Source organism: Bradyrhizobium genosp. L, from assembly GCF_015624485.1.
In the GTDB taxonomy this organism is placed as follows: Bacteria; Pseudomonadota; Alphaproteobacteria; order Rhizobiales; family Xanthobacteraceae; genus Bradyrhizobium.
Genome location: NZ_CP061378.1, coordinates 6,689,408 through 6,711,535 on the forward strand (window position 1 = coordinate 6,689,408; position 22,128 = coordinate 6,711,535).

The window sequence follows — 22,128 nt, forward strand, 5'->3', positions numbered from 1 at the left end:
CCTCGACAAACGAAGCGGGAAAGCCGCCCGCGACGCACGGGGAGATACGTCATGACGGTCCTGATCCGGCAGTTGCACAAGCATTTCGTCGGCGAGGTCTCCGGCGTCGATCTGCGCAAGCCGCTGACGGAGCAGGAGGCCATCGACATCGAGGCCGGCATGGACAGATACGCCGTGCTCATTTTCCACGGCCAGGACATATCAGACGAACAGCAGATGGCGTTCGCGCTGAATTTCGGCGAGCGGGAAAAATCCCGCGGCGGCACGGTGGCCAAGAAGGAAGACTACCGCCTCTCCTCCGGGCTCAACGACGTCTCCAATCTCGGCAAGGACGGCAAGCCGCTGCCGAAGGATCACCGCACCCATCTGTTCAACCTCGGCAACTGCCTGTGGCATTCCGACAGTTCGTTCCGGCCGATCCCGGCAAAATTCTCGCTGCTGTCGGCGCGCGTGGTGAACCCGAAGGGCGGCAACACCGAATTCGCCGACATGCGCGCCGCCTATGACGCGCTCGACGACGACACCAAGGCCGAGATCGCGGACATGATCTGCGAGCATTCGCTGATGTATTCGCGCGGCTCGCTCGGCTTCCTCGATTACTCCGACGAGGAGAAGGCGATGTTCAGGCCGGTGCTGCAGCGCCTGGTGCGCACCCATCCCGGACATGGCCGCAAGTCGCTGTATCTGTCGTCGCATGCCGGCGCGATCAAGGGCATGAGCGTGCCGGAGGCACGGGTGCTGCTGCGCGATCTCACCGAGCACGCCACGCAGAGCGAGTTCGTCTATGTGCACAAATGGACGGTGCATGACCTCGTGATGTGGGACAATCGCCAGACCGTGCACCGCGTGCGCCGCTACGACCAGTCGCAGCCCCGCGACATGCGCCGCGCAACGGTGGCGGGCACGATGCCGACGGTGGCGCAGGAGGCGGCGGAGTAAGTGCGAAAACAGAAGCGGCGCAGCCAAACCAACCGCTGTCGTCCCGGCGAAGGCCGGGACCCATAACCCCGACTGTTTGTGACTGCGCGATGCTGTGGCACCAGCGCGTCACCAAACCGCGCCCTGTGATTATGGGTCCCGGCCTTCGCCGGGACGACAGCGGAGGATGTGGCGTCAGGCGTGGCCGGCGTCGTTGGAGAGCATGCCCGGATCGATGCCGATCTTCTGCAGCGCACGGGCGTATTTCTCGTCGACGTCGTCGCCGAAGATCAGCTCTGGATCGGCATCGCAATGCAGCCAGCCATTGTGCTGGATCTCGTTCTCGAGCTGGCCCGCGGACCAGCCGGCATAGCCGAGCGCGAGGATGGCGTGCTTGGGGCCGCTTCCCTTGGCGATCGCCTTGAGGATATCGACGGTTGCGGTCAGCGAGATGCCGTCGTCGATGTTGAGCGTCGCATCCTGGATGTAGAAGTCGCTGGAATGCAGCACGAAGCCCTTGCCGGTATCGACCGGACCGCCGCGCATCACCTTCATCATCTCGGCATTTTCCGGCAGCTTGATCTGGTCCGCCTGCTGGATGATGTTGAGCTGCACCAGGAGGCCGGGAAAGTCGATGCTGCCGGCCGGGCGATTGACGATGATGCCCATGGCGCCCTCCGAGGAATGGGCGCACATGTAGATCACGGAGCGCTCGAAGCGCGGGTCGCTCATCACGGGCATCGCGATCAGCATCTGGCCGTCGAGGTAGCCATCCTCGTCCGCGTTGTGACCGATGCCGGCACCGCCGCCGGCGAGGGTCTTGCGTGTCTTCGTCGTTTTGGCCGCTTTGCCTTCAGGGCGCATCCGCAAAGGCCTTTCCTGCTGATTTGGCATCCTGATATTGGGTGGCGGTTCTGTCAATCAACCAACAGTGCGGCGATGCATCACAAGCAATTCAATGGTTTGCAACAAAAGTTGCAGGTAAAGACGTCTCATGATCGTCACAGTTCCAATGCGGGCCGCGTTTTGCGTTGCCGTCATCCTGTCCGTCGCATCCATGGCGACGAAGGTTCGCGCCGACGATGCATCGCCCTGGCAGCAGGATGCGCATTCCGCGGTGCGCCTGCTTGCGGGATCGCGCAGCGGCAATGTGCTGCTCGGCGGCATCGCGTTCCAGTTGCAGGACGGCTGGAAAACCTATTGGCGGACGCCGGGCGATTCCGGCGTGCCGCCGCGGTTCGATTTCTCCAAGTCGGATAATGTCGAGGCGGTCACCGTGATGTGGCCCGCGCCGCGGCAATTCGACGACGGCGCCGGCGGCACCTCGCTCGGCTACAAGCATCAGGTGGTGCTGCCGCTGCGCATCGTCGCGAAGAGCCCCGACAAGCCGCTGGTGCTGCGCGCCGAGATCAACTACGCGGTGTGCGAAAAACTGTGCGTGCCGGTCGATGCCAAGGCCGAGCTCGCCTTCGCGAGTGTCGCCTCGACCGAGGACGGCGCGTTGTCGGAGGCACTGAACGCAGTGCCGAAGCCCGCCAATATCGGCGACCCCAACCCGCTGACGATCCGCGATGTCAAACGCGACGGCAAGAACAACGTGCTGGTCGACGTCACCGCGCCCGAGGCCAAGGACCTCAGCCTGTATGTCGAGGGGCCGACGCCCGACTGGGCGCTGCCGGTGCCGAAGCTGGTCTCCCCCTCGCCGCCCGGCGTGAAGCGCTTTGCCTTCGAGCTCGACGGCCTGCCGCCCGGCGCGAAAGCGGACGGCGCCGCGCTGAAGCTGACCCTGGTCGGCGGCGACAAGAGCTATGAATTCAATATCAATTTGAATTGAGTCGCCGGCGCGAAGCAACCTCGCCGTCGTCCCGGCGCAGGCCGGGACCCATTACCACCGCTGCCCGCGTTGATGCGCGCTGGGGCCACAGCCTGTTCCCAAACCAATATTCGTGGTGATGGGTCCCGGCCTTCGCCGGGACGACGGGGCGTGCCCAACTCAATCTTAACGTTTCGTTGATAGATCGGAGGCCATTGCCGCCTGGCGGCGTTTTGGGAATTTCCGCTGTGGCCGTGATGGATCATCAATCCGCAAGCTCTGCGCCGCCAAGTCCGCTCACCCGCGTGCGTGGGCTCGCCCAGCGCGTGCTCGGCGGCACCAGTGAGGCTTCCGTCACCAAGCGGCTCGCGGGCACCATCTTCATCATCCGCGTCATCTCCGCGGTGATTGCCTATCTCGCGCAGATCCTGCTGGCGCGCTGGATGAGCGGCTCGGATTACGGCATCTATGTCTATGTCTGGACCTGGGTGCTACTGCTCGGCAGCACGATGGATTTCGGCATCGCGCCGTCGTCGCAGAAGATCATTCCGGAATACCGCGCCGGCGGCCAGGTCGCCTTGCTGCGCGGCTTCCTCTCCGGCAGCCGCTGGCTGACGCTGGCCACCTCCAGCGCGGTCGCGCTGCTGCTGGCGGGCCTGATCCACACGCTGTCGCCCTGGATCGACCCCGATACGATCGTGCCGCTCTATATCGGCTGCCTGACGCTGCCGCCCTTCGTGGTCGCCAACACCCAGGACGGCATCTCGCGCGCGCATGACTGGATGCAGCTCGGCCTGATGCCGCAATTCATCGTGCGCCAGGGCCTGATCATCGCGCTTACCGCCGGCGCACTGGCGCTCGGCCTGCATCTCGGCGCCACCGTGGCGATGGCGACCAGCGCGGCGGCGGTCTACGTCGCCGCGATCGGCCAGATGATCGTGCTGAACCGCCGCCTCGCCGCCCATGTCGGACGCGGCGAGAAGGCCTATGACGTCAAGGGCTGGCTCGCGGTGTCGCTGCCGATCATGCTCGTCGAGAGCTTCTATCTCTTGCTCGGCTACACCGACGTGCTGATGCTGCAGCAGTTCCGTTCCTCCGAGGAGGTCGGCGTCTACTTCGCCGTGGTGAAGACGCTGGCGCTGGTCTCCTTCATCCACTACGCGATGGCGGCGACCACGGCACATCGCTTCGCCGAATACAATGCGCAGGGCGACAAGGAACGTCTGTCGGCCTATGTCGCGCACGCCATCAGCTGGACGTTCTGGCCCTCGCTGCTCGCGACCATCGCCCTGCTCGTCGTCGGCAAGCCTCTGCTGTGGCTGTTCGGCCCGAAATTCGTCGACGGCTACGACATCATGTTCGTCGCCGCGATCGGCCTCGTGGTGCGCTCGGCGATCGGACCGGTGGAGCGGCTGCTCAACATGCTCGGCCACCAGTCGAGCTGCGCGATGGCCTATGCGGTGTCGTTCTTCATGAATGTCGGCCTCTGCATCGCGCTGGTGCCGCGCTACGGCGGCATCGGCGCTGCCGCCTCGACCTCGCTGTCGCTGACCTTCGAGACCATCCTGCTGTTCTACGTCGTGCGTTCCCGCCTCGGGCTGCACGTGCTGGCGTTCGGCAAGCGCTGAAAGCGCCGGCCTCACCCTGTGGGGTGAGGTCGGGAACCGGGCTCGCTGCTATCTTGCAGATAGCAGGACGGCCACGGAGCGCGCCATGCTGGACCATCAGGGTCTGCCTGAGAAGCTTCTGGACACCATCTACGACGCGGCGACGGACGACGCGCTCTGGACCTCGATCTTCCAGGACATTTCCGACCATACCAAAAGCGCCGGCGGCGTCCTGCTCGGCCAGTCGCAAGAGCCGAGGCTCTTGCACTTCACGCGATCCTACAACACCGATCAGGGCAGCATCGGCGCGCTGCGGGATCGCCATATGGCCAATCCCTGGACGATCCACATGCAGACCTTTCATCCGCAGGGTAAGGTGGTCCTGTCGGACAGTGTGCTCCCCGTCGCCGAACTCCGTCGCACCGCGTTCTACGACGAGGTGTTGCGGCCGCAGAGCTACGATCATGCGGCGATGATCGGGTTGTCGCAGAAACGCGGCTTCGGGGTCGGCTTCTGCCTGAACCGGGAACGCGGCCAGGGCCCCTATGGGGAGCGCGAGCGCGAATTCCTGCAACGGCTGACCCCGCATTTGATGCGGTCGATCCAGTTCGGATTTCAGGTCGGCGCTTACAGGGCGTTGCAAGACGCCGAGTATCGCGCGCTCGACCACATTTCAACCGGCGTCGCCCTGCTCGACCGCAGCGCGCGCGTGCTCTACGTCAACCGCGCACTTCGCGCCATGACGACGGACGGTGCGCTGAGCCTCCATGCCGAGAGGCTTTCCAGCACCTCGGTGGGCCACGCCAGGCGGCTCAGCGACCTCATCGGCGCGGCGCTTCGTGGCCGACCTACCGCGACGATGGCGATCCCGCATCCCGCCGACGGCCGTCTCGTGGCCGTGCTGGTGTCGGCGGTGCGCAGCCGTGACCTCGACCGTTTCGCGGGCCTGGCGATGCGCGACGCTGCGGCCATGGTGTTCGTGCTCGATCCTGCCGCGCCGACGCCGCTGCCACCGGCATGGATCATGGATGTCTACGGCCTGACGTTGGCGGAAGCGCGCGTGGCCATCCAGGCCTCACTCGGCCGGTCCGATGCCGAAATCGGCGCCGGGCTGAACATCTCGCCGAACACGGTGAAGACCCACCTGCGCCGGGTGTTCGCCAAGATGGGCGTCAATGGCCGGACCGAACTCGCCGGCCTGATTGCCTCTTTCCGCCTGATGGCGGGCGGTCGGTGAGACGCGGATAGCAGAGCAGGCCGGCTCTATCCCCAAAAAGCAAAAGCCGGCCCTGACAGTGCCAGGGCCGGCTTTCGTATCTCCTCGTCCCGCGCCAACCGTGGCGCCGCGGACTACTCCGCGGTCCAGCCGCCGTCGATCGAGTAATTGGAGCCGGTGATCTGCGCGGCGTCGTCGCTGCACAGGAACAGCGCGAGCGCTGCGACCTGGTCGGAGGTTACGAACTCCTTGGTCGGCTGGGCTGCGAGCAGCACGTCCTTGATGACCTGCTCCTTGGTCATGTTGCGAGCCTTCATGGTCTCCGGGATCTGGTGCTCGACCAGCGGGGTCCAGACGTAACCGGGAGAGATGCAGTTGCAGGTGATCTTGTGCTGCGCGAGCTCGAGCGCAGCCGTCTTGGTGAGGCCGGCGATGCCGTGCTTGGCCGAGACATAGGCCGACTTGAAGGGCGAGGCGACCAGCGAATGCGCCGACGCGGTGTTGATGATGCGGCCCCAGCCGCGCTTCTTCATGCCGGGCACCGCGGCGCGGATGCCGTAGAAGGCCGACGACAAATTGATCGCGATGATCGCTTCCCACTTCTCCGGCGGAAACTCCTCGATCGGGGAGACGAACTGGATGCCGGCATTGTTGACCAGGATGTCGACCGAGCCGAAGCTCTTCTCACCGAGCGCAACCATGTCGGCGATCTCGGCCGGCTTGGTCATGTCGGCCGGCGAGTAGACGGCCTTGACCTTGAAGTCGGTCTCGATGCCGGAACGCTCCTTCTCGATATCGGCCGGCACGCCCATGCCGTTGATCACGATGTTGGCGCCGGCATTCGCGAAGGCGCGCGCGATCGCCAATCCGATGCCGCTGGTCGAGCCGGTCACAACGGCGGTCTTGCCTGTCAACGTACCCATTATCGGTCGCTCCTATTTGCTTGCGGGGGAAGTGGGTTCGTCCCCCGTGAGGTCGTAAGTCACCATGGTTTCCCCGGACTGGGGCCGTTCTAGCCATTCTTTGTGACGCATCGACAAATGCACGTCGCGGACCCCGGCGCCCCAGTGCTCGACCATGCCGACATGGGAGAAGTCGTAGTCCTTCGAGGACGACTCGTAATTCTTGCTCTTGTAGATCAGGTGGACCACCGTGACGGTGTTCTCCCTGGTGGCGTTGCTCAGGAACTGGGCCGATGGGTCATTCTTCAGCTCATCGGGCAGCTTGCTGATCAGGTCGCGCACCGCCATCCGGGCGTTGTGGATCTGCTTGTTCTTGTCGGTGTTCATCCGGGTCCGGCTGGAGAAGCGGATGTCCTTTTCGCGCTCGGCGGCCTCCAGCAGCGTCTCGGGCAACGGCCCCCGCGCGCTGAACAGATCGACCTGAAAGATCAGGAGGTCGCGGTCGGTCTCCTGGTCGAGCACGAAATCGAGCGGGGTGTTGGAGGCGATGCCGCCGTCCCAGTAATGCTCGCCCTCGATCACGACGGCGGGAAAGCCCGGCGGCAGCGCGCCCGAGGCCATGATGTGCTCGGGGCCGATCTTTTTGCCGAGCTTCTTGAACTCATGATTGTCGAAATAGCGGAAATTGCCCGAAGTGACGCTGACCGCGCCGACCGACAGGCGCGTCTTCAGATCGTTGATGCGGTCAAAATCGACCAGGCGCTCCAGCGTCTTCTTCAGCGGCGCGGTGTCGTAATAGCTCAGCGATTGCGAGCTGCCCGGCGGCCACAGCGGCGCCGGCGGAATCCGCGGGGTGAAGAAGCCGGGAACGCCGAAGGTGGCGATGATGGCGGCGCTGGTCTCATTGAACAGCGAACGGGCGCGCTCGCCCTTGACGACCGGATTCCACGGCACCGGCGAAGACACCATCTCCCAGAATTCCTTCAGCCGCGGCACCCGTTTGTCCGGCTCGTTGCCGGCGATGATCGCGGCGTTGATGGCACCGATCGAGATGCCCGCGATCCATTCCGGCTCGAAGCCGGCATGGCAGAGCGCCTGGAACGCACCGGCCTGATAGGAACCGAGCGCGCCACCGCCCTGGAGAACCAGCACGCGTTGCGCTTGCGCGGGCGTCGAGGCCGGCGCCGAATCCGAAGTACCCATTGGAAACCGTTCGGTCAGGAAACAAAGTTGCAGCGCAGCGTGGCGGCTGTTTTGCGCGGCGTCAATCAGCGAGATAGGGCGGGGGCAGCGGTCAGATCACGCGGAATTTATCGAAATCAGGTTGCCGCCAGAATGAGCGTCCAGAACACCTTGTATTTGGTGTTGGGAGCATAAACCGCCGCAATGCCCATTTTTGTGACGCCGCTTTTCAGCATGTTGGCCTTGTGCGGCGGGGAATCGCGCCAGCCGGAAAAGGCTTCCGCCAGCGTGTGATAGCCGGCCGAGATGTTCTCGACCGCCACGGTCGCCGGATAGCCGCCGGCCTCGAGCCGCTTGCCGAGCGGGGCCTTGACGTCATGGTCCATCTTGTTGCGGGCGGCCATCGCCTGCGACTGCTGGTCGGCGAGCGTCATCAAGGCCGGGTCCACGATCACGGTGCCGAGCCCGTTGTTCTGGCGGTATTGCGAGAACAGGATCGCCGCCGCCTGGGCATCCAGGACGGCGCCGGGCTGCGCCATGTTGAGATACATGGCCGGTTCTTCCGGGATTTTGGTGTCTGCGGCGCAGCCGCCAAGCACCAGAAGCCCGAACAGGGCGACCGTCGTCCGTTTCACGTGAGAAAACCCCCAAGATTGGCGTGCCGTTGTTGCATACCAACCGTGGCCGAATGGTGAACGGGGGCTAGGTTTTGGCGCGCAAATGCCGTCATTCGGCACCCGTCATTCCGGGGCGCGAAGCGAACCCGGAATCTCGAGATTCCGGGTTCGGTCCTTACGGACTGCCCCGGAATGACCGATAGGCCTACTGCGCGGCAAAAATCCGGTAGCGGCGGGGCTGTAGCGAGACGATCTCGCCGGCCTGCAGCTCGCGATCGCGGGGGGCGTCGATCTCGATCACGGTGTTGCCCTCACGGCCGGACAGCGCCACCTCGGCGCGCTGGATCGCTCCGAACGAGCGGACATGCCGGATCGCGCCCTCCAGCGCGCCGGAGCCAGCCGGACCAATCGCCATGTCATGGCGGCGGACGAACAGCTTTGCCGCGCCGGGTGCCGCGCCGAGCGCCGGAATGTTCAGGGGACGGCCATCCAGCCGTACCGCGTCGCCGGCGACATCGACCGGCAGCACGATGGATTCGCCGATGAAGCCGTGCACGAAGGCGGTGGCCGGATTGTCATAGACCTCGCCGGGCGAGCCGATCTGCTCGATCTTGCCCTTGTCCATCACCACGACGCGGTTGGCGACTTCGAGCGCCTCCTCCTGGTCGTGGGTGACGAAGATCGAGGTGACGTGGATCTCGTTGTGCAGCGAGCGCAGCCACTGCCGGAGCTCCTTCCGCACCTTGGCATCGAGCGCGCCGAAGGGCTCGTCGAGCAATAGGATGCGCGGCTCGATCGCGAGCGCGCGGGCCAGCGCGATACGCTGGCGCTGGCCGCCGGACAACTGGCTCGGATAGCGGTTGGCCAGCCAATCCAGCTGCACGAGATCGAGCAAATTCTTGACTCGGGCGCGGATCGTCGCCTCGCCCTTGCGAATGGCGCGCGGCTGCACCCGCAGGCCGAAGGCGACATTCTCGAACACCGTCATGTGGCGGAACAGCGCGTAGTGCTGGAACACGAAGCCGACCTGGCGCTCGCTGGCGCCGCGGCTCAGCGCGTTCTCGCCGTCGATCGCGACCTCGCCGGTATCGGGCCAGTCGAGGCCGGCGATGATCCGCAACAGCGTGGTCTTGCCGGAGCCGGATGGGCCGAGCAGCGCCAGCAATTCGCCATCGGCGACCTTGAGATCGACATTGTCCAGCGCGGCAAAGCTGCCGAATTTCTTGACGATGTTGCGGACTTCAATCGCCATTGGGCACCTCCGTCTCGTCCAGCCGCCGCTCGAGGATGGTCTTCACGACCAATGTGATCAGCGCCAGCATCGCCAGCAGCGATGCGATCGCGAAGGAGGCGACGAACTGATATTCGTTGTAGAGAATCTCGACCAGCAGCGGCATCGTGTTGGTCTCGCCGCGGATGTGGCCGGAGACGACGGACACCGCGCCAAACTCGCCCATCGCACGCGCGTTGCAGAGCAGGACGCCGTAGAGCAGGCCCCATTTGATGTTGGGTAAGGTGACGCGGAAGAAGGTTTGCAAGCCGGATGCGCCGAGCGAGATCGCGGCCTCCTCCTCCTGGGTGCCCTGCTCCTGCATCAGCGGGATCAGCGCGCGCGCCACGAACGGGAAGGTGACGAAGATTGTGGCCAGTGCAATGCCCGGCACCGCGAACAGGATGTGGACGTTGTGCGCCTGCAGCCACGGCCCGAAATAGCCCTGCGCGCCGAACAGCAGCACGAAGACCAGGCCGGAGATCACGGGGCTCACCGAGAACGGCAGATCGATCAGGGTGATCAGGAAGGTCTTGCCGGTGAATTCGAATTTCGAGATCGCCCAGGCCGCGATCACGCCGAACACCAGGTTGAGCGTCACCGAGATCGCGGCGATCAGCAGCGTCAGCTTGATCGCGGCCAGCGCCTCGGGCTCGGCGAGCGCCGCGAGATAGGCGCCGATGCCCTTCGAGAAGGCGGACGCGAACACGACGACCAGCGGCAGCACGACGAAGATGCTGAGGAAGGCGATCGCCAGGGCGATGATGATGAAGCGGATCGGCCCGGGCTCGGTGCGCAAATTACGTTGTGCCGTGCCCGGCTGGGCGCGGGTGATCTCCAGCCGCGGCGCTGGCGCTGCGACGCTGACATCGGTCGCCGGCGCGTAGCTCCGCAGTTGCGGCGTCGAGGATACCAATCCCGTCTGCATCGACATCTCCAGGACCTCAATGCACGGGAATGCGGGCTTGCGCCCAGCGCTGCACGCGGTTGATCAGGAAGATGATCAGGAACGAGGCGATCAGCATCACCACCGCGATCGCGGTGGCGTCGGCATAGCGGAATTCGGACAGCCGGATCACGATCAAGAGCGGCGCGATCTCGGAGACGTTGGGCAGATTGCCGGCGATGAAGATCACCGAGCCGTATTCACCGATGGCGCGGGCAAAGGCCAGCGCGAAGCCGGTAAGCAATGCGGGGATCAGGCTCGGCAGGATGACGCGGAACACCGTGTGCCAACGATTGGCGCCCAGGCTCGCGGCCGCCTCCTCGATCTCGGGATCGAGGTCGATCAGGACCGGCTGCACGGTGCGCACCACGAAGGGAATGCCGATGAAGATCATCGCGACGAAGATGCCGATCGGCGTGAACGCGACCTTGACGCCGAATTCGGCGAGCGGCGCACCGAGCCAGCCTTTCTGGGCGAACAGCTGAGTCAGCGCCACGCCGGCGACCGCGGTCGGCAGGGCGAAGGGAATGTCGACGATGGCGTCGAACAGCCGCCGGCCCGGGAAGCGATAGCGCACCAGCGCCCAGACGATGATGGTGCCCATCACCAGATTGACGCAGGCTGCTGCAAACGAGAGCCCAAACGAAATCTTCAGCGCATTCAGCGTGCGGCGGCTGGTGACGATGCCCCAGAACTGGTCGAGGCTGAGCTCAGTGGTCTTGAGGAACAGCGCGGCCAGCGGAATCAGGATGATCACGGAGAGCCATGTCAGGGTCAGTCCCATGGTGAGACCGAACCCCGGCAGGGTGCTGCGCCTTGCAACCAACGTGCTCACATATCCCCCTGTTGGACCCGAAGCGCGATGAACGCGCTTCGATTCTTTGTCTGCGCATGATCCTTGCGGAAAACCGCGTCACACTTTTCCGGGATCATGCGCGCCTTCTATCAGTTCTTATAAATCTGATCGAAGATGCCGCCCTCGGCGAAGTGCTCCTTCTGCGCCTTGGTCCAACCACCGAAAACGTCGTCGATGGTGAAAAGTTCGACCTTGGCGAAGGATTTTTCATACTCCTTGGCGATTTCAGGATCGCGCGGCCGGTAGGAATTGCGCGCGGCGATCTCCTGACCTTCCCTGGTGTACCAGTACTTCAGATAGGCTTCGGCGACGGCGCGGGTGCCTTTTTTTTCGGCGACAGCATCGACGATTGCGACCGGCGGCTCGGCGAGGATCGACTGCGACGGCGCCACGATCTCGAACTTGTCGGCGCCGAACTCGCGCAGCGCCAGGAAGGCTTCGTTCTCCCAGGCGAGCAGCACGTCGCCGACGCCGCGCTCGACGAAGGTCACGGTCGAGCCGCGCGCGCCGGTGTCGAGCACCGGGACGTTCTGGTAGAGATCGGCGACGAATGTCTTCGCCTTGTCCGCCGAGCCGAATTTCTTCTGCGCATAGCCCCAGGCCGCCAGATAGTTCCAGCGCGCGCCGCCCGAGGTCTTCGGGTTCGGCGTGATCACGCTGACGCCTGGTTTGATCAGATCGTCCCAATCCTTGATGCCCTTGGGATTGCCCTTGCGCACCAGGAACACGATGGTCGAGGTGTATGGCGAGGCGTTGAGCGGCAGCTTCTTCTGCCAGTCGGCGGCCAGAAGCCCCTTGGCCGCGATGGCATCGATGTCATAGGCCAGCGCCAGCGTGACGATGTCGGCCTGCAAACCGTCGATCACCGAGCGCGCCTGCGAGCCGGAGCCGCCATGCGACTGCTTGATCTCGACGCTCTTGCCGGTTTCCTTCTGGTAGGCGGTGGCGAACGCCTTGTTGAAATCGACATAGAGCTCCCGCGTCGGATCGTAGGACACGTTGAGCAGGGAAATATCGGCAGCGAACGCCGAACTCGCCCACAACAGTCCCACAACCAGCGGCAGCAAACGACGGATCATCTTGATCTCCATTCAGCCCCGGGAATGTCAGGGAACATGCCTGACATAACTCGCGGTGAAGTGGTGTTAAGTCAACGAAACCGCTTTTCTTTGTTTGCAGCTGCGCAGCGCGGCTGTGCTACACAGACGCTTTGCGACGAAGTCTTTGTCGTTCGGCTCTTTATTTGAGCATGATCTGTTCGGAAAAACCGCTTCACACTTTTCCGGATCATGCTCTACGACATCTTCATCGTATGGATGCCGCATTCCGTCTTGGCGCGGCCACGCCAACGGCCGTCACGCGCATCCTCGCCGGCTGCGGACCGGCTCGAGCAAGGCATACACCCGACGGACTGATAGCCCGATGCGACAAGAGGATGCGGCGGCAGCTTTGCGCGCGCATAGATCGCATCAATCTCCTCGCGGGAGACGTTGGCGAACGGATTGAATTTCAGGCGCGCGCCGTCGCTTTCGACCACCGGAATGTCGGCGCGGGTGCCGCCCTGGAAACGCTTGCGGCCGTTGATCCAGCCGGCGAACGGCTTCAACGCACGCGCCAGCGGTTCGACCTTGCGGATGCGGCAGCAGGCGTCGGGATCGCTGAACCACAGCTCGCGATCCGGATCCTGCTGCGCCAGCGCCTGCTCGTCGGGCCTGATCGAGCGGACGTCGGTGAGGCCGAGTGCTTTGATCAGCGTGTCACGATAGGCCAGCGTCTCCTCGAACAGCCAGCCGGTGTCGAGGAAGATCACCGGGATGGCCGGATCGACATCGGCCATCACCTGGAGCAGCGCAGCCGACTCGGTGCCGAACGACGACACCAGCGCGAGTTGCTCGCGGCCGATCGCTTTCAGCGCGGAGGCGATCACCTCGGCCGGCGAGGCGTCGCGCAGCGCGCGATCGAGCGTATCTGCGGACGGCAACACGCCCGACGGCAGCGTCAGCTCTGGTGCGGATATGCTCACTGGCCGGCGCTCTCCGAGTGGCGCTGCTGCATCCGGCGATTGAGCGCGGTGAGGCGGCCGTCGCCGGTCGGCTGATAGAACACCGAATAGCGCTTCATGGTCTCGGCAAACGCAGCCGCGTCGGCGTCCTTCTTGACCTCGAAGGCGTCGAAGCCGGCGCGGGTCATGAACACGAACTGGTCGCGCAGGATCTGCCCGGTGGCGCGCAGCTCGCCATCATAGCCGTGACGCTCGCGCAACAGGCGGGCCTGGCTATAGGCACGGCCGTCGCGGAAGGTCGGAAACACCAGCGCAACCGACGCCAGGCGATCGAGATAGGGCACGAGATCGTCGACGCTGCGGTTGTTCGGCCAGATCACGCCCGTCTTGCCGGAGCGGCGCAGCAGCGCCTCCGGGTCGGCGAGAAAGCGCTCCGCCGTGACCAGAACCGCGCCGTCGCCCGGCAGCTCAGTGCCCTCGGCGACCTGCACGAACAGATCGGTGGTGACTTTTCCCTGCTTAACGAGTGGCATAGACGCGCTCCCTGAATGGCTCGACGCCGAGACGCTTCACCGTGTCCACGAACAACTCCTCGGGACGGTCGCGCAGCGCGAGATAGGCTTCGACGATGTCTTCGATCACGTCGGCGACCTCAGCATAGGGAACGGCCGGGCCGATCAAGGTGCCCATCTGCGCGCTCTCGTCGGCGCGGCCACCGATCGTGATCTGGTAGAATTCCTCGCCGTTCTTCTCGACGCCGAGAATGCCGATATGGCCGACGTGGTGATGGCCGCAGGCATTGATGCAGCCGGAGATGTTGATGTGGAGCCGGCCGATCAGGCCGGCGGTGTCGTGATTGGCGAAGCGCCGGGTCAGCTCCTGCGCGATCGGGATCGAGCGCGCATTGGCCAGCGAGCAATAGTCGAGCCCCGGGCAGGCGATGATGTCGGTGACCAGATTGACGTTCGGCGTCGCCAGGCCGAGGCGGTCGAGCGCCTTGAACAGGACGGGCAGATCGCGCTTGGCGACATGCGGCAACGCCAGATTCTGCTCATGGCCGACCCGGATCTCGCCGAACGAATATTTGTCGGCGAGATCGGCGAGCGCGTCCATCTGCTCGGCGGTGGCATCGCCGGGCGGCCCCCCGACCGGCTTCAGCGACACCGTCACGATCGAATAGCCCTGCACCTTGTGCGGCGCGACCGAATTCTTGCGCCAGCGCTCGAACAGCGGATCGTGCGCGGCCTGCTTCAACTCGTCCGGCATGTGCGGCAGCTTTTCGTAAGCCGGATAGGAGAAGCGCGAGCGGACCTCCTCGATGGCGGCGTGGTCGAGCCTGAGCTCGCTGTCGCCCATCTGCTTCCACTCTTCGTCGACTTCCCTGGCGAATTTCTCGATGCCGAGCTCATGCACCAGGATCTTGATGCGCGCCTTGTAGATGTTGTCGCGGCGGCCATACTGGTTGTAGACGCGCAGGATCGCCTCGATGTAGCTCAGCACGTCGCGGCCATGGACGAACGGCTTGATGGTCTTGGCGATGAACGGGGTGCGGCCGAGGCCGCCGCCGACCAAAACCTCGAAACCGGTCTCGCCGTCGGCATTCTTGAGCAGCCGCAGCCCGATGTCGTGGATCTTGATCGCGGCGCGGTCGTGCTCGGACGCCGTGATCGCGATCTTGAACTTGCGCGGCAGGAACGAGAATTCCGGATGCAGCGTGGTATGCTGACGGATCAGTTCCGACCAGATCCGCGGATCCTCGATCTCGCCCGGCGCGACGCCGGCCCACTGATCCGAGGTGACGTTGCGCATGTTGTTGCCGGAGGTCTGCATCGCATGGATGCCGACCTCGGCGAGATCGGCCAGCGCATCCGGCAGCTCGGCGAGCTTGATCCAGTTGAACTGGATGTTCTGACGCGTGGTGAAATGGCCGTAGCCGCGGTCATAGCGGCGCGCGACATGGGCAAACCTGCGCAACTGCTTCGACGACAGCGTGCCGTAGGGGATCGCCACGCGGAACATGTAGGCGTGCAATTGCAGGTACACGCCGTTCTGCAAGCGGAGGATCTTGAATTCGTCCTCGGTGAGTTCACCGGAGAGCCGGCGCTTCACCTGATCGCGGAATTCCGAGACACGCTCGTTGATCAGCGTGCGGTCGAGTTCGTCATATGCATACATGATGGATGAACCTTACGCCGGCACCTGAAGGTCGATGGTCACGCCCTTGGCGCGGATCTGTTCGCGGAGATTTCCCGGCTTGACCTTGCCGCCGTCCTTGATCTCGACCGGCGCGATATAGGGGCCGACCGCGCCGACATCGTCGGCGGCCGCTTCGGCGAGCAGCGCGCGGGCGTCATCGGAGGTGCTGACGACGGCGGAATCGGTCAGTTCGGTCGACCAGCCCTTTTGCGCGGTCCGGTACACCACGGCACCATCCCAGGTCCGGTTCGCGGTCACCACCGAGGGGCCCGTGATCCTGATTTTCTTTTGTTCTAACGGAGAGGTCATTCGGCAGCCTTCAGCAGTTCGGAGAACATCTGGTTGGAGAAGAGTTGGGTGACGTTGGATCGGCTCCACGGCGCGGAATGCGCGACCACGTCGCCGATGATGAGAATGGCGGGACCGCCGTCGACCTGTTTGACCAGCTCAGGCAGCCGCGCCAGCGTGCCGACCGCCGCCTTGGCATCGAGCCGGGTCACCCGCGCGAACACGCCGACCGGCGTTTCCGGCGAACGGCCGGCGGCAAGCATGCCGTCGCGCACTGACGGCGCCGCCGACATGCCCATGTAGACGACGACGGTCATCTTCTTGTCCGTCAGCACCGACCAGTCGACGACCTCGGCATCGCGCGCCTTGTGCGCAGTGAGGAAGGTGATGCGCAGCGCCTCGTGCCTGAAGGTCAGCGGCACCTCGAATTGCGCCGCGGCGCCAAGGCCGGCCGAGATGCCGGGAATGATGGAGTAAGCCACGCCGGCGTCGCGCAGCGCCTCGATCTCCTCGCCGCCGCGGCCGAACACGAAGGGATCGCCGCCCTTCAGCCGCACCGCACGCTGGCCTGAAAGCGCCGCCTCGATCATCAATTTGTTGATGGCATCCTGGCCGATGCCCGGCTTGCCGACACGACGGCCGACCGGAATCCGCGACGCATCGCGACGGACGCGGTCCAGAATTTCAGGAGACACCAGTTCGTCGTAGAACACGACGTCGGCGTCCTGCAGCGCGCGCAGCGCTTTCACCGTCAGCAGATCCGGATCGCCCGGACCGGCGCCGACCAACGTGACGTGGCCGATGGCCTTGCCTTCCGCGCTCGCGCCGGCGAAGGCAGCGGGATCAGCGATGGCCTTCAGCGCCTGCTCGGCTTCGTGGTTGCGGCCGGCCAGCACCAGCGCGCCGATCGGGCCGTCGACGATCCGTTCCCAGAACCGGCGGCGCAGCGGAAATTCTTCGATGCGGGTATGCATCTGTTTGCGGAAGCGGCCGATGAAGCCGGCGAGATCGCCGATCCGCGCCGGCAGCGCCGCCTCGATGCGCTCACGGATGCGGCGTGCGACCACCGGCGAGGTGCCGCCGGTCCCGACCGCCACCACGACATCGCCGCGATCGACGATCGCCGGCATGATGAAGGTGGAGTGCGCGAGGTCGTCCATCACGTTGACCGGCAGACCGACCGCTTTGGCGCGCACCGACATCGCGACACCGATATCGCCCGCACCGGCGCAAAGAATTGCGATGACGTCCGAGAGGTCGGCCGTGAGCGGATCGCCATCGGCGCGCTCGATGCGCGCCGTCTGCTCGGCCGTGAAACCTGCGAGATCGTCATCGCCATCGGTCGCGTGCCAGCGGACCGCGGCGCCGGCAGCCGCAAGCAGCCGCAGTTTGGCGCGCGCGAGGTCGCCCGCTCCAACGAGCAGCACCTTGCCGCTTTGCAGATCCAGAAACACGGGCAGGTATCGCATCAGACACTCGCTTCCCCAACTTGGGGGTTGACTGAAATTATTTTCTATTTATCTCTCGATCAAGGCCAACAAAGAGAAAATTATTTCTTCTCTGTTGCGGCGCAACTTTAGAATTTTCACCTCCCGAGGCCAAGGCCAAGAGATGCATCTTCTCGACAACGATTCCGCTGCCGCCGGAGCGCGGCCCGCAGCCCTTGCCAAAGCAGCTTCCGTGCCGGGAATTCCCGCCGCTCAGCCGCCGTCGATGGACCACCTCGACGAGCTGGAGGCGCAGAGCATCTACATCCTGCGCGAGGCGTTCGCGCGCCTGAAGAAGCTCGCGCTGCTGTGGTCGCTCGGCAAAGACTCCAATGTGATGATCTGGCTGGCGCGGAAAGCGTTCTTCGGCCGGGTTCCGTTTCCGGCGCTGCATGTCGACACCGGCAAGAAGTTTCCGGAGATGTATGCGTTCCGCGACCGCTTCGGCAAGGAATGGGATCTCGATCTCCGCGTCGAGCCCTGCCCGCCGATCGACAGCGTCGATCCGACCCTGCCGCCGGCCGCACGCTCCGCTGCGCGCAAGACCGAGGGGCTGAAGCTCGCGCTCAACAAATACGGCTTTGACGGCTTGATCGCCGGCATCCGCCGCGACGAGGAAGCGACCCGTGCCAAGGAGCGCGTGTTCTCGCCGCGCGGTACCGAAGGCGGATGGGACGTTCGCGACCAGCCGCCGGAGTTCTGGGATCAGTTCAACGCATCGCCGCCGCAAGGCGCGCATCTGCGCATCCACCCGATCCTGCATTGGACCGAGGCAGACATCTGGGCCTACACCAAGCGCGAGAACATCCCGATCATCCCGCTGTATCTCGCCAAGGACGGCAAGCGCTACCGCTCGCTGGGCGACCAGGACATCACCAACCCGGTCGAATCTACCGCCTCCAATATCGACGAGATCCTGATCGAGCTCGACGCCACCAAGATCCCGGAGCGCGCCGGCCGCGCGCTCGACCACGAGACCGAGGATGCGTTCGAACGGCTGCGCGTCGCCGGCTACCTCTGATTCACACTGACTGTCCTCCTGGTGCGAGCGTTCCGATGAACATGATCCTCCCCACTGCCGCGATCTCGGCAACGCCCAACGGCACCACGCGCCCGCAAGTGCGCATCGTCATCGTCGGCCATGTCGATCACGGCAAGTCGACGCTGGTCGGCCGCCTCCTGCATGAGACCGGCAGCCTGCCGGACGGCAAGCTCGAGATGCTGAAGGCGGTCAGCGCGCGGCGCGGCATGCCGTTCGAGTGGTCCTTTTTGCTCGATGCTCTCCAGACCGAGCGCGACCAGGGCATCACCATCGACACCACCCAGATCCGCTTCCGCACCCGCTCGCGCGACGTCGTGTTGATCGACGCGCCCGGCCACGCAGAGTTCTTGCGCAACATGATCACCGGCGCCTCGCAGGCCGACGGCGCGGTGCTGATCATCGATGCGTTGGAAGGCGTCCGCGACCAGACCCGGCGGCACGGCTATCTGCTGCATCTGCTCGGCGTGAAGCAGGTCGCGATCGTCGTCAACAAGATGGACCGCGTCGATTTCAGCGCCGACAGGTTCAAGGAGATCAGCGACGAGATCTCGGCGCATCTGATCGGTCTCGGCGTCAGGCCTTCAGCCGTGATCCCGATCTCGGCGCGCGACGGCGACGGCGTCGCCGAGCGCACGCCGCGGATCGACTGGTACAAGGGCCCAACCGTGGTCGACGCGCTCGATGCGCTCGAGCCGGCGCGGCCGCTGGCCGAATTGCCGCTGCGGTTGCCGGTGCAGGCGATCTATAAGTTCGACGACCGCCGCATCGTGGCGGGCCGCATCGAGTCCGGCAGCCTCGAGGCCGGCGACGAGATCGTAATCATGCCGACGGGCAAGATCGCGAAGATCAAGACCGTCGAGAGCTGGCCGGTGACGCCGGTACACGGCCCGCAAGGCGCCGGACGCTCGGTCGGCATCACGCTCGACCGCGAGCTGTTCCTCGAGCGCGGCGACATCATCGGCCATGCCGGGCAGAGCCCACGCGACACCCGCCGGATCCGCGCCCGGATCTTCTGGCTGCACGACAAGCCGCTGGCCAAGGGCGAGCAGATCCTGATCCGGCTCGGCACCAAGGAGAGCCGCGCCACCGTGGTCGCGATCGAGAAGGCGGTCGATCCCGGCGCGCTGTCGAACGAAGAGAACACCGCGATCGCGCGCAACCATGTCGGCGAGATCGACATCTCGCTGGCGCAACCGGTGGCAACCGATCCCTATACCGACAATCCGCGCACCGGCCGCCTGGTGATCGAGGTCAACGGCCGCATCGCCGGCGGCGGTCTCGTGCTGTCGGTCGACGCCGGCCGCCCCGCCGTGCCGGTCGATATCGTCCCCGTCGAATCCGCATTGCGTCCCGACGAGCGCTCGGCGCGCTATCACCACAATGGCGCGGTGATCTGGCTCACCGGCCTGCCTGGCTCGGGCAAGTCGACCCTGGCCCGCGCGCTGGAGCGGCGGCTGTTCGGCAAGGGCGGCTCGCCGATCCTGCTCGACGGCGACACGCTGCGCGCCGGGCTGAACGGCGATCTCGGCTTCTCGCCCGAGGATCGCACCGAGAACATCCGCCGCCTCGCCGAGGTCGCGACCCATCTGGCGCGCAACGGCCATATCGCGATCGTCGCCGCGGTGTCGCCATCGGCCACCGACCGTGCGGCCGCGCGCCGCATCGCCGACAGCGCGTTCCGCGAGATCTATGTCGCGACGCCCGCCGAAGTCTGCGAGACCCGCGACCCCAAGGGCCACTACGCCAAAGCCCGCTCCGGCGCGCTGCAAGGCTTCACCGGCATCGGCAACGACTATCAGGCGCCGACCGGCAACGAACTGACCATCGACACGTCGAACCGGTCCGTCGCCGATGCCGCCGACGCGATCGAGCGGATGCTGGCCGAGAGCGGCGTTCTGTTCGACGAGCTGACCGATCTCGCGGCGAATATCTGAGGTCGCTGAATCCGGCGGCGACGCTGGGTTCCGCGGTCGCCCACCTATCTGGAATTGTCGCGGCGCGATCGGGGGGATGGTGCGGGCGAAAGAGCCTTGCTCACCCGTTCGTGCTCGACCGAGCGCACGCCCGTTATCCGCGAAATATCCTCGATCGATTGCGGGTTCACCAGCCCCTTGAAGATACCGAGGCCGCGCAGGACAGACACGCTTTTCATTCCGTGCCTTTCGGCGGCAGCTCTGACTTCGTCGAGCATTGCAGAATCTTGTACCGTGACGATGACTGAGACGGCTTCGGCCATTCCGGTCTCCTGCGAATTGCGACGCCGGTTCGCACAACCGTTCGGCGCCTGCACCAGGCCTCGCCCCACTTCGCCTTCCCGGTCCGGCAGGGGCATGCAGTGCTTCAGTATCTCGTCCTTCAGCGCTTGCCCGCGCAGCGATGTGCTCGACTGCGCAAACAGTGCCGCGATCCCCGCCACATAAGGTGCCGCCATGCTGGTACCGGACAAGCTGATGTACCTCGCCTGGCTGACCCGCCACGCCGAATGGATGACGACGCCCGGTGCCGCAACATCGGGCCCCCTGACGCCCGGTGCGCGAGGCCGCACGCGGTTCGAAAACGTAGCCGTGGCCAGATTGCGATCCACCGCCGCGACGGTCAGGACCGATGGGCAGTTTCCGGGCGTTGCGACGGCGCCGACATATTGTGGGTCGTCCGCCTCGTTTCCTGCCGCCACCACCAGTAGCGAGCCGGCCGCCAATGCCTTTTGGGCCGCGGTTTCGTAGGCCTGGCTGAAGGCCGGATCACCTGGCGACCAGGGAGTTCCCGAGGACAGGCAGATCACTGCGCAGCCTTGCTCGATCGCCCAATTGATGCCTTCGAGAACATTGAAGTCGCCTCCGTTGCCGGTGTCGTCCAACACCCGTCCCGAATGGATCGTGGCCGCGCTGGCTATTCCATAACGCGGTCCCGTCGACACCTGCTGCGGGCCGCAGGCGGTGCCGGTGCAATGCGTGCCGTGGCCGACACCATCACGGAAGGGCGGCCCGTCGCCAACGAAGTTCTGGGTGACGATGTGCCGCCCGGCAAAGTCGGGATGCGACGTATCCATCCCGGTATCGAGGATTGCGACCTTGATGCCGGCTCCTGAAAGCCGACATTCCGCAACCCTGGTCACCGAGAGCCCCCATGTCAGCTCCGCTTCGGCGCGAGCCGCGACCGCCGCAGCGACACGTTCCGCAGGCTGGTCGAGCAGCTTTGCACCGAGCGCTTCGACCGCATTGCTCTGCGAATTGACGGTACGCACGACGCGCTCCGGCTCGATCGCGATCACGCCGCTCTCGCTCGCGGCCATTTGATGCAGAGCGTCTTCCTGGGCCGGACCTGGATCGACCAGAGTCACGCCGACTTGCTTGAGAGGCAGGTGTGATCCCTGCGGCAATGGCCTTGCCTCCGCTGCGGCACGGGGCAGCGGCGTGACTGCCTTCAGTCCCATCCGATCCAGCCTCGTCGAGATGTGCTTCTGAGCATCAGGATGGAGGGTAATCAGATAGCGTCCCGTCATATGCGCAGCAGCGCGCCGTTCAGGGGATGCAGGAACGCGTATCAGGATTTTCGAAACAGCCATGAAAAAACCCGCCCCGAAAAAGACATGCAAAACCAGGGATTCATGGCTGCCCTCTCGACGACCGTCAATCCGAGATAGAATCCGCCATGACGGTTCGAGCAAGGCGCGTTTGCCAAAGCCCCTTCCTAAGACAGCGAATTTGAGGCTAAAAGAACCCCTCGCATGCGCTAGCTGCCTGCATATAAGCCGCTGACTGACCTGACCGTTTACCGAGAAAGCCC

Annotated in this window: 20 protein-coding genes; 6 read left to right on the top strand and 14 right to left on the bottom strand. The window is 64.8% G+C overall.

What is annotated here, in order from left to right:
* Positions 1 to 51 precede the first annotated feature (51 nt).
* On the top strand, positions 52 to 939 hold the full coding sequence (locus tag IC762_RS31875; protein ID WP_195786046.1) for a TauD/TfdA dioxygenase family protein: 888 nt from the start codon (positions 52 to 54) through the stop codon (positions 937 to 939).
* A gap of 174 nt (positions 940 to 1,113) precedes the next feature.
* On the opposite strand, the gene IC762_RS31880 is transcribed toward IC762_RS31875, so the two are convergent.
* Positions 1,114 to 1,671 (bottom strand): YqgE/AlgH family protein, encoded by a 558-nt coding sequence (locus IC762_RS31880; protein WP_246801722.1) that lies wholly within the window; start codon positions 1,669 to 1,671, stop codon positions 1,114 to 1,116.
* A gap of 241 nt (positions 1,672 to 1,912) precedes the next feature.
* On the opposite strand from IC762_RS31880, the gene IC762_RS31885 reads away from it, so the two are divergent.
* From IC762_RS31885 to IC762_RS31895, 3 genes are all read left to right on the top strand, one after another.
* The gene (locus IC762_RS31885; RefSeq protein ID WP_195786048.1) at positions 1,913 to 2,752 is read left to right on the top strand and encodes a protein-disulfide reductase DsbD domain-containing protein; all 840 of its coding nucleotides are present in this window, start codon (positions 1,913 to 1,915) and stop codon (positions 2,750 to 2,752) included.
* 227 nt (positions 2,753 to 2,979) lie between these two features.
* On the top strand, positions 2,980 to 4,359 hold the full coding sequence (locus IC762_RS31890; RefSeq protein WP_433995865.1) for a flippase: 1,380 nt from the start codon (positions 2,980 to 2,982) through the stop codon (positions 4,357 to 4,359).
* 85 nt (positions 4,360 to 4,444) lie between these two features.
* Positions 4,445 to 5,575 (top strand): helix-turn-helix transcriptional regulator, encoded by a 1,131-nt coding sequence (locus IC762_RS31895; protein WP_195786050.1) that lies wholly within the window; start codon positions 4,445 to 4,447, stop codon positions 5,573 to 5,575.
* A 113-nt stretch (positions 5,576 to 5,688) separates the two neighbouring features.
* Here the strand turns inward: IC762_RS31895 and IC762_RS31900 are convergent, their stop codons facing one another.
* From IC762_RS31900 to cysG, 12 genes are all read right to left on the bottom strand, one after another.
* The gene (locus IC762_RS31900; RefSeq protein WP_195786051.1) at positions 5,689 to 6,477 is read right to left on the bottom strand and encodes a 3-hydroxybutyrate dehydrogenase; all 789 of its coding nucleotides are present in this window, start codon (positions 6,475 to 6,477) and stop codon (positions 5,689 to 5,691) included.
* 12 nt (positions 6,478 to 6,489) lie between these two features.
* Entirely contained in the window at positions 6,490 to 7,659 is a 1,170-nt protein-coding gene (locus IC762_RS31905) for a DUF3734 domain-containing protein (protein WP_195786052.1), read from the bottom strand.
* A 116-nt stretch (positions 7,660 to 7,775) separates the two neighbouring features.
* Positions 7,776 to 8,273: a CAP domain-containing protein gene (locus tag IC762_RS31910; RefSeq protein ID WP_195786053.1), complete on the bottom strand. Its 498-nt coding sequence runs from the start codon at positions 8,271 to 8,273 to the stop codon at positions 7,776 to 7,778.
* Positions 8,274 to 8,460: 187 nt separating this feature from the next.
* On the bottom strand, positions 8,461 to 9,507 hold the full coding sequence (locus IC762_RS31915; RefSeq protein ID WP_195786054.1) for a sulfate/molybdate ABC transporter ATP-binding protein: 1,047 nt from the start codon (positions 9,505 to 9,507) through the stop codon (positions 8,461 to 8,463).
* Positions 9,497 to 10,459 (bottom strand): sulfate ABC transporter permease subunit CysW, encoded by a 963-nt coding sequence (cysW, locus tag IC762_RS31920; RefSeq protein ID WP_246801342.1) that lies wholly within the window; start codon positions 10,457 to 10,459, stop codon positions 9,497 to 9,499. The genes IC762_RS31915 and cysW overlap by 11 nt, the downstream gene beginning before the upstream one ends.
* Before the next feature lie 10 nt (positions 10,460 to 10,469).
* Positions 10,470 to 11,255, bottom strand: coding sequence for a sulfate ABC transporter permease subunit CysT (gene cysT, locus IC762_RS31925; RefSeq protein WP_246801723.1), 786 nt, complete (start codon positions 11,253 to 11,255; stop codon positions 10,470 to 10,472).
* Between the two features lie 161 nt (positions 11,256 to 11,416).
* Positions 11,417 to 12,406 carry a sulfate ABC transporter substrate-binding protein gene (locus IC762_RS31930; protein WP_246801343.1) on the bottom strand — a complete coding sequence of 330 codons (990 nt, stop codon included), beginning with the start codon at positions 12,404 to 12,406 and terminating at the stop codon, positions 11,417 to 11,419.
* 215 nt (positions 12,407 to 12,621) lie between these two features.
* Positions 12,622 to 13,344, bottom strand: coding sequence for a phosphoadenylyl-sulfate reductase (locus tag IC762_RS31935; RefSeq protein ID WP_433995927.1), 723 nt, complete (start codon positions 13,342 to 13,344; stop codon positions 12,622 to 12,624).
* 2 nt (positions 13,345 to 13,346) lie between these two features.
* Positions 13,347 to 13,862, bottom strand: coding sequence for a DUF934 domain-containing protein (locus IC762_RS31940; RefSeq protein ID WP_195786058.1), 516 nt, complete (start codon positions 13,860 to 13,862; stop codon positions 13,347 to 13,349).
* Positions 13,849 to 15,504, bottom strand: coding sequence for a nitrite/sulfite reductase (locus IC762_RS31945; protein WP_195786059.1), 1,656 nt, complete (start codon positions 15,502 to 15,504; stop codon positions 13,849 to 13,851). The genes IC762_RS31940 and IC762_RS31945 overlap by 14 nt, the downstream gene beginning before the upstream one ends.
* A 12-nt stretch (positions 15,505 to 15,516) precedes the next feature.
* Positions 15,517 to 15,834 (bottom strand): DUF2849 domain-containing protein, encoded by a 318-nt coding sequence (locus IC762_RS31950; protein WP_195786060.1) that lies wholly within the window; start codon positions 15,832 to 15,834, stop codon positions 15,517 to 15,519.
* Positions 15,831 to 17,282 carry a siroheme synthase CysG gene (gene cysG / locus IC762_RS31955; RefSeq protein WP_195786061.1) on the bottom strand — a complete coding sequence of 484 codons (1,452 nt, stop codon included), beginning with the start codon at positions 17,280 to 17,282 and terminating at the stop codon, positions 15,831 to 15,833. Before cysG ends, IC762_RS31950 begins: the two co-directional genes overlap by 4 nt.
* A gap of 244 nt (positions 17,283 to 17,526) precedes the next feature.
* On the opposite strand from cysG, the gene cysD reads away from it, so the two are divergent.
* A complete protein-coding gene (gene cysD / locus IC762_RS31960; RefSeq protein WP_195790382.1) occupies positions 17,527 to 18,321 on the top strand; it encodes a sulfate adenylyltransferase subunit CysD in 795 nt (264 codons plus the stop codon).
* Positions 18,322 to 18,356: 35 nt separating this feature from the next.
* Positions 18,357 to 20,276 carry an adenylyl-sulfate kinase gene (cysC, locus tag IC762_RS31965; protein WP_195786062.1) on the top strand — a complete coding sequence of 640 codons (1,920 nt, stop codon included), beginning with the start codon at positions 18,357 to 18,359 and terminating at the stop codon, positions 20,274 to 20,276.
* A 44-nt stretch (positions 20,277 to 20,320) separates the two neighbouring features.
* On the opposite strand, the gene IC762_RS31970 is transcribed toward cysC, so the two are convergent.
* Positions 20,321 to 21,907: a S8 family serine peptidase gene (locus IC762_RS31970; RefSeq protein WP_195786063.1), complete on the bottom strand. Its 1,587-nt coding sequence runs from the start codon at positions 21,905 to 21,907 to the stop codon at positions 20,321 to 20,323.
* Positions 21,908 to 22,128: the final 221 nt, after the last annotated feature.